This window comes from Fibrobacter sp. UBA4297 (assembly GCF_002394865.1).
Lineage (GTDB): Bacteria > Fibrobacterota > Fibrobacteria > Fibrobacterales > Fibrobacteraceae > Fibrobacter.
Map to the genome: position 1 here is coordinate 84,434 of NZ_DGUZ01000002.1, position 14,902 is coordinate 99,335.

Annotated in this window: 11 protein-coding genes; 8 read left to right on the forward strand and 3 right to left on the reverse strand. The window is 44.9% G+C overall.

All coding sequences use genetic code 11. From position 1 onward, the window contains the following. Positions 1-6 precede the first annotated feature (6 nt). Positions 7-162 (reverse strand): 50S ribosomal protein L34, encoded by a 156-nt coding sequence (rpmH, locus tag B3A20_RS01315; protein WP_014546417.1) that lies wholly within the window; start codon positions 160-162, stop codon positions 7-9. A gap of 375 nt (positions 163-537) precedes the next feature. Here rpmH and B3A20_RS01320 point away from each other — a divergent pair, with 375 nt between their 5' ends. Genes B3A20_RS01320 through B3A20_RS01335 form a run of 4 tightly spaced genes read left to right on the forward strand, consistent with a single transcriptional unit; the run spans position 538 to position 4,556 of the window. Continuing rightward, positions 538-1,047: a DivIVA domain-containing protein gene (locus B3A20_RS01320; RefSeq protein WP_290761016.1), complete on the forward strand. Its 510-nt coding sequence runs from the start codon at positions 538-540 to the stop codon at positions 1,045-1,047. Positions 1,048-1,051: 4 nt separating this feature from the next. Next, on the forward strand, positions 1,052-1,276 hold the full coding sequence (locus B3A20_RS01325) for a DUF167 domain-containing protein (protein ID WP_097020938.1): 225 nt from the start codon (positions 1,052-1,054) through the stop codon (positions 1,274-1,276). A 1-nt stretch (position 1,277) separates the two neighbouring features. Continuing rightward, positions 1,278-2,849: a diguanylate cyclase domain-containing protein gene (locus B3A20_RS01330; protein WP_290761020.1), complete on the forward strand. Its 1,572-nt coding sequence runs from the start codon at positions 1,278-1,280 to the stop codon at positions 2,847-2,849. A 6-nt stretch (positions 2,850-2,855) separates the two neighbouring features. Then, positions 2,856-4,556, forward strand: coding sequence for a sensor domain-containing diguanylate cyclase (locus B3A20_RS01335; RefSeq protein ID WP_290761022.1), 1,701 nt, complete (start codon positions 2,856-2,858; stop codon positions 4,554-4,556). A gap of 33 nt (positions 4,557-4,589) precedes the next feature. Here the strand turns inward: B3A20_RS01335 and B3A20_RS01340 are convergent, their stop codons facing one another. Next, positions 4,590-5,024 carry a metal-dependent transcriptional regulator gene (locus B3A20_RS01340; RefSeq protein ID WP_290761024.1) on the reverse strand — a complete coding sequence of 145 codons (435 nt, stop codon included), beginning with the start codon at positions 5,022-5,024 and terminating at the stop codon, positions 4,590-4,592. A 189-nt stretch (positions 5,025-5,213) separates the two neighbouring features. Between B3A20_RS01340 and B3A20_RS01345 the strand changes: the two genes are divergently transcribed. The 4 genes from B3A20_RS01345 to B3A20_RS01360 all read left to right on the forward strand — a co-directional run bounded on the left by B3A20_RS01345 (position 5,214) and on the right by B3A20_RS01360 (position 13,496). Continuing rightward, positions 5,214-5,795, forward strand: a complete 582-nt coding sequence (locus tag B3A20_RS01345; protein ID WP_014546335.1) for a xanthine phosphoribosyltransferase — start codon at positions 5,214-5,216, stop codon at positions 5,793-5,795. A 91-nt stretch (positions 5,796-5,886) separates the two neighbouring features. Beyond that, the gene (locus tag B3A20_RS01350; RefSeq protein WP_290761028.1) at positions 5,887-7,194 is read left to right on the forward strand and encodes a nucleobase:cation symporter-2 family protein; all 1,308 of its coding nucleotides are present in this window, start codon (positions 5,887-5,889) and stop codon (positions 7,192-7,194) included. A gap of 230 nt (positions 7,195-7,424) precedes the next feature. Next, the gene (locus B3A20_RS01355; RefSeq protein WP_290761031.1) at positions 7,425-12,392 is read left to right on the forward strand and encodes a RecQ family ATP-dependent DNA helicase; all 4,968 of its coding nucleotides are present in this window, start codon (positions 7,425-7,427) and stop codon (positions 12,390-12,392) included. A 144-nt stretch (positions 12,393-12,536) separates the two neighbouring features. After that, the gene (locus tag B3A20_RS01360) at positions 12,537-13,496 is read left to right on the forward strand and encodes a virulence RhuM family protein (protein ID WP_290761033.1); all 960 of its coding nucleotides are present in this window, start codon (positions 12,537-12,539) and stop codon (positions 13,494-13,496) included. Positions 13,497-13,646: 150 nt separating this feature from the next. Here B3A20_RS01360 and B3A20_RS01365 read toward each other — a convergent pair whose 3' ends face one another. Continuing rightward, on the reverse strand, positions 13,647-14,822 hold the full coding sequence (locus B3A20_RS01365) for a deoxyguanosinetriphosphate triphosphohydrolase family protein (RefSeq protein WP_290761035.1): 1,176 nt from the start codon (positions 14,820-14,822) through the stop codon (positions 13,647-13,649). Positions 14,823-14,902: the final 80 nt, after the last annotated feature.

Here is a 14,902-nt window from a genome sequence, read left to right on the forward strand (position 1 = left end):
CCCGACTTACTTCTTATAGATTTCGTCGCTGACAGTGAGGACCTTACGGCCCTTAGCACGGCGACGGCTCAAGACAGCACGACCCCAACGGTCTTCCATACGGGCCATAAAACCGTGCTTGTTAACGCGCTTACGATTGTGAGGCTGGAATGTTCTTTTCATGATAAAAACCTTTCTATGAAAACAGAATTTTTTTGAGACTCAAATTTAGTAAAATGTTAGTATTTATCAAGGGGTTACAACCGATCTAAAGGGTAAAAATTCACCCTTAACGGGACTCAAACAAAAAGCATTCAGTGAAAACACAATGTATTCACAAGATGTAAACAGATATTTTTAAGGGGCCGATCAGTGGACAATGGTCATTAGTCAGTAGATACGTCAAGCGGAGCATGACAAAGCAAAGGCACCTTCAAGCAAGATTTAACGAACAACTAGCAACTATTGACCAATAACTAACGATTAACAGCCAACAACTCGCATTTCCTTTTATATCTTTTAATTACATAATAGATAATAGCGTAAAAGCAGGATTTTATGGAACTCACTCCGCTTGATATTAGAAACCAGACATTTCATAAGAAATCTTTTAAGGGGTACGATCCGGAAGAGGTGAAGGCTTTTCTGGAAACCACGGCGACCGCGTTCGAGAACATGTTCCGCGACCGCACAAACTTGACCGAACGCCTGAAAGTCGCCGAAGAGCGCGTGAACTACTACCGTCAAATCGAAAAGACGATTCAGGACGCCGTCGTCACGATGCAGCGCACGATTAACGAAGTGAAGGCATCTGCCGAAAAGGAAGCGGAAATCATCATCGCCGAAGCGAAGGCTCGCGCCATGCGCGAAGTAGAAAGCATCAAGCGCGAAAGCGAAAACCTCCGCACCGAAATCGAGCAGCTCCGCCAGCTCCGCACAAACTACTTTATCCGCTGCCGAGCCCTCATCCACAGCCAGGACGAGCTCCTCTCCGCGATGGAAAACGACCAGCAACGGGAATTCGAGGCGCCAGTCACCATCCAGAACGATGGCATAGCGCTCACCTAAAACTATGCGGATAAATATCAAGGTACACGCGCGAAGCAAGCGCGAAAGCGTCACGCCGCAGCCCGACGGAAGTTACAAGGTCGAAGTCAAGGCCCCGCCAGTTGACGGAGCCGCGAACGAGGCCATCTGTGAGCTCATCGCGGACTACTTCCACGTGCACAAGCGAGACGTTTCGGTGGTTATGGGATCGACAAACAACAAGAAGGTCATCGAAATACTGGGGAAATAAGATGAAACGTCGGTTCAGGGCTACGATTCAGACAAAAATTACAGCGCTAGCGATTTTGGGCTTGCTCATCTGCACGTTAGCCTTCGGCGGGCTTTGCCTCTACACTACAGACAAAGCAGTCCATGAAGGCACCGAAAAGAACCTGCACAGTCTGACAAACATCGAGACCATCAAGATAAACAACCGACTGAAAAGCGTCGAGCAGTACGTCAACACGCTATACATCGCAATTAGCGGCATGCTCGACAGCCTCGGACAGTTGACCGACGAAAACCAGCTTAAGGGAATCACCGAACGGAGCCGCGACCTCATCGGCCTCACCATCGGAAACACTGAAAAAGCGGTAGCCGCCTACTTGCGGTTCAATCCCGAATTCACGCCGCCGACTTCGGGCGTATTCATGACAATGACCGCGACAGACCACAAGCTGAGATTCACCGAGCCCACGGATTTTTCGAAGTTCAACGCCAAGGACATGGAACATGTAGGCTGGTACTACACGCCCATCGAGACCAAGAGACCCATGTGGATGCCGCCCTACCAGAACAAGAATACGGGCATCTACATGATATCGTACGTCGTCCCGATTTTCAAGTTCGACAAAGCCATCGGCGTCACCGGAGTCGATATCGACTTCGACTATCTCACCCGCGAAATTGCATCCATCCACATTTTCGAAAACGACTACGCATTTCTCACCGACCGGTACGGCAACATCCTTTTCCACCCGAGCATTCCCAAGGGGCGTTCGTTTACTCTACCAGACAACAGCATCCTCATCCACAACAAGCTCGTCAACGGAATGAACCTCGTGTTCGTAATCCCGAAATCAACCATTACAGCCAACCGCGACAAGCTCATCAAGGACTTAGTCCTTATCACAATGCTGATTCTAGTCGTCTTTATTTTTGCCTCGCTCATTTTCTCCAATTCACTCACGAGATCCATCAAGCTCCTCACCGACTACGCCAACCGACTCATTGACGGCAAGGTGGGCATTGAACTAGACATCAAGAGGAACGATGAACTCGGAGATCTAGCCAAGAGCTTTGTAAAGACCAAGGCGAGACTCGCCGAAACTATGGGGCACATCAAGGGGCTAGCCTTCAGGGACCCTGTTACAAACGTCCGCAACCGCAATTCCTTTGACCACTACATCAACGAATTCAGCCTCAAGGCGTCCACGGGCGACATCAAGTCGTACGGCATTCTCGTGGCAAGTGTAGACAACCTTTTCAGCACCAAGAGCAAATTCGGAAATTCGAAAGCCATAACGTTGTTGCAAACGGCAAGCAGGCTCATTTGCACAACGTACGATCACAGTCCCGTATTCAGAGTAAGCGAAGAAGAATTCATCGTCGTCTTAACCAACAGCGACCTGAAGAATTGCGATGCACTTCTCGAGAAGTTGCTCGAAGGCTCAAAGAACACGAATCTCGCAGAAAACCCGTGGGAACAAGTCAACCTTTCCATAGGCATTTCCATTTGCGAAGATTCCCAGAAGTCGTCCCTATCGGAACAACTTGTCTTTGCCGAGAACAACATGCTGAAAAAACGTAATAGCATTGAGTAAGATATTATGAGATTTTCAATTCAATCCAAGATTTTAATTCTTTCGCTATCGAGCACGCTTATCGGTACGCTTTCGCTCGGTATTCTAAGCACGCTGTTCATCAGCCGGACAACGCAGCACAACTCCATGCAGTACATGAAGGAGCAGACCAAGAACGAAGCGAACAAGCTGAACAACTTGTTCGAATCGCACGAAAAATATACCATGGCGGCAGCAGCGGGCATCCTCTCCCAGATAAAGGAAGATCCGACATTTTTTGCAGACTCCCAATCTCTTTCAAGAAACATCGACGGAATTAGGGAGCGCTTGTTAGCAACCATAGGCAATCTAACGTACACCAAGAGCGTCTTCGCAAGGTTCAATCCCGACATCACGCATTCTTCCGAAGGAGTCTACCTCGTTCGAGATTCTCGCGACGACAAATTCAAGTCCCATCCTACGACAAACATCAAGCAATACAGTCCAACGGACATGGAACACGTCGGCTGGTACTACAAGCCAGTCATGAGCGGGAGCCCCATTTGGCTTCCACCGTATTTCAACAAGAACATCAATACGTACATCACCTCTTACGTTATTCCGATATTCATTGATAACAAAGAAATTGGCGTTGTCGGAATCGACATTGACTTTGAACAAATGACGCAAAAACTTTCGCAAATACGCTTCATGGAGAGCGGTTTTGCATTCCTAGAAGATTCCGAAGGCTACGTCATTTACCACCCGACACTCCCGAATGGCCTTACGTTCAAGCCCGAAGAAGACCAAATTAAGTTTACAGTCCCACTCCGCAACGGCATGAAACTCGGAACAATAGCTCCGATTCTCGAGATTAACGCTCAGAGGGACAAGCACATCAAGCAGAGCATTGTATTCATATTACTCCTCCTTGCCTTCACTACAGCAATCACAATTTTCTTCTCAAGGAGCATCACGAAACCGCTCAAGGAGCTCACGATTGAAGCCAAGAAGATGATTACCGGCGACATGAATGCGGAATTCAACATTCAGCAGAACGACGAAATCGGAGAACTTGCAAAAAGTTTTTCTGCAGCCAAGTTCCACATCAGCCAGTACATGAAGCAAATGCAGGGTCTTGCGTTCCAGGATTCGCTCACAGGCGTACGCAACAAAATGGCATACGATACATACACCGACGAGCTCAAGGGGCGAATCAGCCGCGGCGAAGTAAAGTCATACGCAATAGCCATCCTTGACACAAACAACCTCAAGGAAATTAACGACACCTACGGCCACGAAAACGGGAACGCCTACCTGATAAACTCGTGCAACTTAATTTGTCAAATCTTTGCGCACAGCCCCGTTTTTAGAATTGGCGGCGATGAATTCCTGGTTGTCCTAATTGGCAAAGACCTGGAAAACCGCCACGAGCTCTTAAGGCAATTCAAGGAAAGCATGGACCTGACCAAGAACGCTTCGTTCCCGTGGAAGCAAATTTCCATCGCCTGCGGCATCGGCATTGCCGAACGCGCCCAGGAAACGACCGTCGAAGAGACGTTCAACAAAGCCGACAAGAACATGTACAAGAACAAGCGCGCCATCAAGCTTGCGGAACACAGACCGCTCAGCCGAGATGAAGAAATGCACGAAGCCTGGCATGCCAATGCAGAATCGCAAAAGAAAGAATTTACAATGGAAAATCAGAAGTCTTTAGAGGACAAACTAGAAGATTCAACCAAAAGCTAACGAATTTCTTGGGGCCGCGAAAGTGAGCCCCTTTTATTTTGGCTTTTCAATCTTTAGTTTTTTCACCTTTTGGGCAACAGCACCTTCACCGCTCTTTTTCATAAAGTCTTCGATGGTCGAAAGCGTCTCAGCCGAAAGAATGTGTTCCATGCTGCAAGCATCCTTGTCGGCAATCGCTTCGGAAACACCCAGACGAATCAAAAATCCCTTGAGGAGAATGTGACGGTTCAGCACATCGGCGGCTGCCATCCGGCCCTCTTCCGTAAGCTCCACACCGCTATAAGGTTCCTGCGTCACAAGCCCAAGCTTTTTGAGTTCGAGAATCGCCTTAGCCACAGAAGGCATCTTCACAGACAGCGCCGCCGCAATGTCCTTGACACGGGCAACCCCGTTTGTCAATCGCAGCATGTGCACCATTTCAAGGTAATCCTCGAGACTCTGGCTGAGTTTCATGTGTTTGTCTTCCATAAGAACCTTAACGTCACCGTCGCTAAAACATTTTAGATAAAGCTAAATTAAATAAGCCATCCCGATTCGTCAAGTAAAACTTTTATTTTTACGCCGTTTCGCCAATTTGACCATTTATGAGGAAGTTTCGACAATTACTTATCGCCACGCAGTCTTTGCAAAGATTTCGCCATTTGCTAGATTTCATGCATGAACTTCCTTGAGCAAAAAATCCTTGCCGATGGCGTAGTCAAACCCGGCAACGTCTTAAAAGTTGACAGTTTCCTAAACCACCAAATCGACATCCGCCTGATGCAAAAAATCGGCGAAGAGTTCAAGCGCCGTTTTGCGGATGTCCAGTTCAATAAGGTGCTCACCATCGAGGCAAGCGGTATCGCCATCGCGGCATTTATCGCCTACCTGAACGACGTGCCCGTGGTGTTTGCCAAGAAGGGCCAGACCGTCAACAGCACCGACGACAAGTACGTTGCCAAGGCATATTCCTTCACGCACAAAAAGTTCAACGACATTTTCGTTTCGCGCCCCTACCTCAAGCCGACCGACAAGATTCTGATTGTCGACGACTTCCTCGCCGACGGTGAAGCTAGCAAGGCGCTCATCGACCTCGTGAAACAAGCAGGCGCCGAGCTTGTCGGCGTCGGTATCGCCATTGAAAAGGGAATGCAGCCCGGTGGAGCAAAGCTCCGCGCCGCAGGCGTCCGCCTCGAATCCATCGCCATCGTCGATAGCATGGACCCCGAAACTGGATTCATCAAGTTCCGCGAACAGTAATCATAGATTGCTTCGCCCCTTGCGGGGCTCGCAATGACGAAATAAAACATTCAAAGTTCGCAATGACGAAACACAGCATCTAAGGTAAAGCATGAAGACTTCGGACAACATCTACCAGCTTGACGGACGCGTTCCGCTTTTACAGGCAATTCCATTCGGCTTGCAGCACGTGCTCGCCATGTTCGTAAGTAACATTACGCCGATCATCATCCTTGCTAACGTCGTCGGGATTGAAAAGGGCATCACCGCTTCGCTTATCCAGAACTGCATGATTATCGCAAGCATCGGCACGCTCATCCAGCTCTACCCCATCTGGAAAATCGGCTCCCGCCTCCCCATCGTTATGGGCATCAGCTTCACATTCCTCTCTGTCTCCATTTCCATCGGAACGTCGCAAGGCATGGGAACGCTTATGGGAGCAGTCATCATCGGCGGTATCGTCGAAGGGCTGCTCGGCCTCTGCGCCAAATACTGGCTCAAGCTCATCCCGCACATCGTTGCGGCCACGGTTGTCACATCTATCGGATTCTCGCTTTTGCCGATTGGCGCTAATTCATTCGCGGGCGGCCAAGGCGCTGCAGATTTTGGCTCTGCGCAGAATTGGATTGTCGGAAGCGTCACACTCCTCAATTGCTTGCTCACGCAAATTTTTGCGAAGGGATTCTTGCGTTCGCTTTCCGTTTTGGTAGGCCTCATCGTCGGCTATATCCTCGCGCTTTGCATGGGCATGGTTGATTTTTCCGGACTTGCCAACTGCAGCATTATCGCGCTTCCGAGAATTCTTCCGTTCACTCCGGAATTCCACCTCGGTGCCATTCTCTCCGTTGTCGCGATTTACCTTGTCTCCGCCACGGAAACCGTCGGAGACTCCAGCGCACTTTGCAGCGGTGCCCTCAAGCGTCAAATCCACAAAGTCGAAATGGGCGGAGCCATCAGCTGCGACGGCTTTGTCAGCTCCATTTCCGGGCTTTTCGGCTGCACCCCGATTACATCCTTCAGCCAGAACGTCGGACTCGCCTCGCTCTCTGGCGTTGTGAACCGATTCGCCATTGCGACAAGCGCAGGCATCATGCTCCTCGGCGGGCTCTTCCCACCCGTAGGCACACTCCTCACGACCATCCCGCAAGCCGTTCTCGGCGGCTGCACCATCATGATGTTTGGCTCCATCCTCTTTGCAGGATTCGGCATGATCGCGAAAAGCGGATTTTCGCAACGCAATATGATTATCGTTAGCTTGTCCTTAAGCACCGGTCTCGGATTCACATCCGCATCGCAGATGTTCAAAATCTTCCCGCAGATTATCCAGACCATCTTCGCCGAAAACTGCGTCGCCGTGGTATTCATCCTCGCCGTAGTCTTGAACTTGGTACTGCCCAAGGACAAGGAAGAAGGGAAGTAAAAGGGGCAACGCCGCGAAACCTCTTGTAAAATTGCATGTAAATGTCCGCCAGCAAGCGGACATTTTTGTTTTGGGAAAATCGTAAAAATACACATTTAGAGAGTTATACCGCAAAAAAGTGCTTATAATTCTCTAAATCTCATATTTTTGAGGACATTTAGAGAATTATAGAGAGGTTTTTGTAAAAAAAGCTATTCCTTTATCCTTAAATTCTTTTATATTTCGAAAAAATGGCTGATTTTAGCAAATTCTTATTTTTTGATTTGGAATACAATCCCGAAACGCAAAGGGTTCGGGAATACGGCTATATTCTAGGCGAAGAAGAAATACGCGAAAGAAATACTGCAAAACTAGAACAAGCCGCATCAAAAGCAAAATACATCGTAGGGCACAATGTACTACGTCATGACGCCCCAATACTTCGTCAATATTTTTCTATTGATTTTCCAAACGTCCATGCACTAGACACTTTAATGTTGTCATCGTTATTGTTTCCTCGCAAACCATATCATAAACTGCGCAAGGAATATCTGCATAATGAAGACGAACCATCAAACCCTTTGGAAGACGCCAAAATTTGCAAGAATCTGTTAGAAGATTGCTTAAAAAAATGGGATAGTTATCCATGGCAACTTCAATATTTGCTCTATCAATTTTTGAAAAACGAACCTGGTTTTGCTCCATTTTTTCAACTAGTAGAAACACCTAATCCGATAAAATTACGTTTAAAATCATCTGAAATTCAAAGGTGGTTTACAGACAATTACGAGAAAACAATTTGCTTGCATCAGAATTTTCAAAATGAATGGGTTGCTTACCGAGCAGAATGGTGTTTTCTCCTGACTTTATTTTACGAAGAAGGGCCTAGCGATTACGTTCCACATTGGGTGCGATACCAATATCCGCATCTTGAAATCATTTTACATCGCAGGCGCCTTGTTCCATGTGGTAATCCACAATGCCCTTATTGTTCCGAACAACTAAGCTCTACCAAACAGTTAAAGAAATGGTTTGGTTTTGACAATTTTCGTTCTTTTAACGGAGAACAAGTTCCTCTGCAACAACAAGTCGTCGAATCGGCAATGCGAGGAGAATCTTTGTTAGCGGTATTCCCGACTGGTGGCGGAAAATCCATGACGTTCCAGCTACCCGCATTAATTGCAGGAACACAAATAGGAGCGCTTACAGTTGTAATATCTCCTATTGTTGCACTAATGAAAGACCAAGTTGACGTACTTGAAAAACGAAGACAAATTGGAGATGCCGCCTACATCAACTCAATGCTATCTCCCGCCGAAAGAAAAGATGTCATTGAGAAAGTCAGCAATGGCGAAAAGAATATTCTTTACATTTCACCAGAATCACTGCGTTCCAATACGACGTTCAATTTATTGAAGCACAGACGCGTAGAACGAATCGTCGTTGACGAGGCTCACTGTTTTAGTGGCTGGGGACACGATTTTAGAGTCGATTATCTTTACTTAGCAGATTTTCTAAAAGATTTGCAAAAAGAAAAGAATCTTGAAACTCCGATTCCCGTAAGTTGTTTTACGGCTACAGCAAAGCAATCTGTGGTAGACGATATTTGCAACTATTTCAAGGAACGTCTTAATCTTGATTTAATCAAGTTCATTAGCCCAGCCAAACGAACAAACCTGACATACAAAGTTCTTGAATCTTCGGAATCACCTAACGAACGTCGTAAACAATTAGTAAATGTTCTTCGTGATTACAATGGTCCTAAAATCATTTACGCATCCAAGGTCAAGACTACAGAATCTCTAGCCGAAGAATTACACAACCGCGGTTTTGCAAGTGCCTGCTATAATGGCAAAATGGAATCCGAAAAGAAGATGACCATTCAAGACCAATTCCAAAATGGTGAAGTCGACACAATGGTCGCAACAACCGCATTTGGAATGGGCGTTGATAAAGACAATGTTGAGTTAGTTGCTCATTACGAAATTTCAAGTACGCTTGAAAATTATGTTCAAGAAGCGGGACGTGCAGGTCGTGATCCCAAATTGCAAGCAAGCTGTATTGCACTATTCAATCCAAAAGATCTCGACACAAATTTTCAAATTCTTCAGCAATCTAAACTTTCTGCACAAGAAATTTCTGCTGTTTGGCGAGTACTTAAAAAGGCAGCAGGTAATCAAAATCGTTTGATTATGTCGGCACTTGAAATTGCCGACCAATGCGGATGGACTGAAAAAGAAACGGACGCCAGCGTTAACACAACAAAAGTCAAGCTAGCCATTCTCGTTTTGGAAGAACAAGGATTCCTAAAACGTAAACGCAATAGAACCCAAATGTACGGTTCTTCTATTACAGTAGAATCCGCAGAGCAAGCCCGAGAAGCTATAGGCTCCGATAAAATTGAAATTCTTAATTCGGTAGAAAGCATTGCATACCGAATCATTCACCACATCATCAGCAAACGTTGGACACGATCTCCTGAATGCGCTCTTGACGAGCTCACTGTCAATCTAGGCTTAACAAGAGAGCAAGCCAACGACGGCTTACGTTTGCTGCGTTCATTACACCTTCTTAATGAAGACGATGACTGGAGCGCAAGATTACAAAGAAAAGGGAACGACACACCTCGTTCACTCTTAAAAGCGGCATACGAACTACAAGAGGAACTATTAAAAGCTTGTGAAGGCAAGGGAATTAACGATCGGTTTGTGTTAGACATGACCAAACTCAATTCCCTGTTGAACCAAAGAGGCGATGCAGTTGGTGCATCAACATCACGTCGCAATCTTTTTATATTCCGTGGTATTTTACGCTATTGGGCACATGAAAGTGTCGCCGAAATTCATCTTGTAGAAGCAGGTCACCAAGTTTATCAAATTGAGTTTCTTGTTCCGCCTGAATCCGTCAAAGAAAATCTCAGAAAGCAATGGCAAATATTTGATAAAGTCATTGACGCATTGACAGGGATGCAAAAGGAACAGACGCGCCAAAATGGAAATATCGTCTGGTTCTCCTTGAATGGTCTAATGAAGAGGATGTACAAGGAAAAAGGCGAAAAAGCTGTCGCTCGTATTGAGATGCAAAAGCAGCTTGAATACGCACTTCTTTTCTTACATCTTGTTGGATCCATCACGCTAGATCATGGTCTTGTTGTTTTCTATACCGGACTTGTCATGGAATTAAATCCAGAGGCAAAGCAACGGAATTTCACAGCCAAAGATTTTGAAATGCTCAACACCCATTATAAGCACAAAGCTGAAGCTATTCACATTGTTGGCGAATATGCAAAGATGATGCTTATTGATGAAAAAGCGGCACAACAATTGCTAGACGATTACTTCGTCATGGATATAGCGGATTTCCGTCTAAAATATATGCAAGGCATAGAACAGATGGAATCCGTATCCGATGAATTAAAACGGAAAATAGAAAGCGTCAATGACGAACAGCGCAAGATTATCAAAAGCCGTAAAAAGCACATTCTCGTAGGTGCAGGTCCAGGCTCGGGAAAAACGCACTTACTCGTCCATAAAGTAGCCTCTCTTTTATGGATTGAAGAAGCAAAGCCAGATTCAATCTTGTGTCTAACATATACTCGCGCAGCATGTCGCGAGCTGAAGAAACGTTTTTTCGATTTAGCCGGCCCTTTAGCAGCAAAGGTAAATATTACCACCTTCCATTCACTAGCATTTTCAATTCTAGGAGTGCAAGGAAACAAGAAAGCTCTTGAAAATGCAGATGACGTTGTATCCAAAGCAGCAGAGCTTTTAGAATCAGGAGAAGAAGCCGGTGTAGGAGCACCCACAGTTATCTTGGTCGACGAATTTCAGGACCTATCCGCAGGAGAATATCGCTTATTACGAGCCCTATACGATTTAGGAGAAAAAGATCCTCGCGTTATCGTAGTCGGCGATGACGATCAAAGTATTTTCGCATTCCGAGGAAGTTCATCTGAATACTTCCAAAAATTTGCCGACGAGTTTCCAAATACAGAAAAATTCTATCTAACAACTAATTACCGTTCCGTTGCGGGTCTCGTCCGAGCAAATGCAAAATTACTCGAATTGATGACAGAACGCGTAAAAGAAGGTTCTCAACAACTCGCTTTAAAGCAAAGTCAAGCCGAGCTTGCATTTTATGAAGAGGGAGACAAGGCAACTGCAGCATTCGGCGCAGCTGAAATTCTTGCACAAAAATTCAAATCAAATCCAACTGAGTCTTACTGCATTTTAACCCGAGAAAATGCAGAAGCGTTCTTGTCTGCAGCGAAGCTTGAAGAGAAACAAGTTCCATATCGAATGCTAAAAGGCCGAGATAAGGACAAATGTCCCATTGAGAAAACTCGAGAAATTTTAGGATTCTACGCAATTCTTCAAGAAGATCCGAGAGTAGGAAAATTCCCGTGGAGCGCAAAAGAATTTAAACGCATAGCCGAGGACTATAAAGCAAGCCACCCAACAGAAAGCTCCTTTGAACTTTTAGATGCACTAATAGATGATTTTATCGAAACAGAAACTGCTTGTGGTGAAGATTCTATTACTCTAGGCGACTTCAATCAATATTTAAGCGAAGTATCTTACAGCGACTTTGCATCAAAAAACATGGGCGCAGTTTCTATTGGAACAATGCATAGTGCAAAAGGACTTGAATGGGATAATGTTATTCTCGCATTAGGCTCTTGGGTTCTGAAAGATGCCGATCAAAAGAAGGCTCAGGAGAATTATCGCCTGCTATATGTTGCAGCCACCCGCGCAAAGAAATCGCTAACCATTATCGGTGCAGAGAAAATGTTGCCACAGGAATGGCTTAGTCACTTTGCAAGACAAGGTAAAGTCAATAGTGTAAAAATTCCGAATGTTTTGCACATTGAAACAGGACTCAGTGATGTCAATCTTGGGCATCTTCTTGAAAATGAAAAAAACAGAAATCGAGTTCGATATATTCAAAGCAAGCTAGAAACATCATCCCTACAAAGCGATGTCAGCGTAAATTTCAGTCAAGAATTTCACAACTACAATACAAATATTAACGGAAGGCTAATTGCGGCATTCTCTAACGACTTTTCAAAAAAATGTATCGCATACCTGCAAAGGTACGGCTATAAACCTACTACTACAGCAACTCTTTCACAAGTTGTTCGCTGGACATCTGATGATGGTCAAGAAACATGGGTGCCACTATTTAGGGTGGAATTTGCTAAGGATTCTATCAACAAATAGCGAAATTTACTCCCCACTTGTTTTTCCATACCGTATTTTGTACATTCTCCAATAGTCAAGCTATAGTGGCAGGATAAACCTGCGACAAGCCGTATTTCTTATATCTAAAGGAATACGGCTTTTTTTGTTATAAGGAGAAAAAAAATGGCAGAAAACGAAAAGAAGGGAGAAATCGTAATTTACCAGCCGGAAGGCGAAATTCGATTAGAAGTACGAGTAGAAAACGAAACAGTATGGCTAACACAACTGCAAATGGCTGAATTATTCAACGCAACAAAGCAAAATGTGAGCCAACATATTGCAAATATTTTCAAAGAAGGTGAATTAACACAAGATCGAACTGTCAAGGAATACTTGACAGTTCAAAAAGAAGGAAAACGTTCTGTCACCCGCAAAGTTTTGTGGTATAACCTAGACGTCATCATTTCTGTAGGATATAGAGTAAAATCAATCCAAGGAACTCGTTTCCGGCAATGGGCGAACCAAATTTTAAAGGACTTCATGCTCAAAGGCTATGCCATAAACCAACGAAAAATCATAACAGACCTGCAAATTGCAGACCGTCTACATGAACATCAACAACTAATCAATAAGCAGAACATAGAAATTGCTGATTTTAAAGACAAAACCGAAAAACGTCTTTCTGAAGTCGAACAGCACATTGACTTTTTTATAAAAGCAACTCAAACACCTTCAGGCGGAATTCTCACAACAGGGACTCGGTTTGACGGACTTGTGTTAATCTCAGATCTCGTAAAAACAGCAAAACACTCCGTCGTATTCATCGACCCCTTTGCCACCATCGAAGTGCTAAAATTCGCCGCAGCACGAGCAACTGGCGTAACAGCAATCATATACTCACCTCGTATTACTCCAAAATTTAAAGAAGCGGCGAGGTTGCACAACATACAAAATCCAGGGTTAGAACTAAAAACAATGCGTACAATTCATGACCGTTTCTTACTCGTTGACGATACCGTTTATCATTTTGGTGCAAGTTTTAAGGACATCGGGAACGAAATGACGGTGTTTAGCGTTCTTGACTTTGTCACTCCCCAAGAAGTCATCAAAAAAGTCGAAGATTGCACTAAAGGAACAAAATGAACAAGTCGAATAACTAAAGATGAACTTTCAGACCTCAATTTTATAAAGTCACAAGTTGTGACTTTAAACGAGTGCTTTCAGAGAATTAAAATAAAATAGAAATCGCAAATTGCGACATCCATGTTTTTTGGTGAACTTTTTGGTGAACTTTTACTTTTCCCCAAAGCTCACGCCGAATGACTTTGGCATCACGATTTCCTTATAGGCGTTCATCAGGTAGTCATCGGTCATTCCAGAGACGTAATCAGCAACAATGCGCGGGAGCGATGTCGTTTCTTTGTACTTTTCACCAAGCGATTCACACCAGTGATTGATTCCTGTTGCCTTTTTCACGCCAGAGCATAGTTCATCAAGGCATTCTTCCAAGACGGTACGAAACATCATCTTGATTTTTTCGTCCTGGGTTGACTTTTTCGGATTCAAGTAGATGTTATCGTAGTTCCAGTTTTTCAGTTGGTTAAGCGCATCGAAAACTTCCGGCGAAAAGACGAGCGTTTCTTTGTCTAAACTATTATTGACAAGGTCTGTAATAAGCGTGTTGACGATTTCGCTATTTTTGCTACCGAGGACTTTCGTGATTTCTTGGGGGATATCTTCGCGTTTCACTAATTTCAAGATGATGGCATCTTCGATGTCGCGGCCAACGTACGCAATCACGTCCGAGATTCGCATGACGCATCCTTCCAATGTCATCGGGACCATCTCTTTCGATTTCAGCGTTCCGTCCAAACTATTTTTGTATTCTTCCAGCAGTTTTTCTGGCGTCTTGCTACGGTTGCAGCCGTATTCGTTTTTCAGAATTTCGCCGTTGTGACAGATGATTCCGTCGAGCACTTGCGCGGTAAGGTTCAGCCCTTTGCCGTACGCTTCGAGGTCATTGAACAGTCTAAAGCTTTGAACGTTGTGTTCAAAAATTTCTTCACCGCGCTCTTGCAAAAACTTCGAGACAATCTTTTCGCCGTCATGTCCGAAAGGCGTATGGCCGACATCGTGCCCTAGCGAAATAGCCTCAATCAAGTCTTCGTTCAGATTCAAAAAACGTCCAATGGTCCTTGCAATTTTGGCAACCAGCTGCACGTGCAACACACGATGCGTGATGTGGTCATTTTCAACAAGGTAAAACGCCTGAGTCTTGTCAATGTATCGGCTATAGCAATAGGAATGGATAATCTTGTCCGCATCGCGGGAAAAATTCGGGCGGATATCGTCAGGCAATTCGTGATAGCGGACCGCAGCCGCAGACTTGCAGGCGTATTCTGCAAGCGAATTTTCCTTTTCAAACAAGCGGGTTTCAATTTCTTTCTTGACTGAAGCGTTCCATTCCATAAGGCTATTCCATTAGATGACAATCATTTCGCATTTTACAAAATATATAAAAACAGCAAAAAGAAAGCCCTGAAGATGGA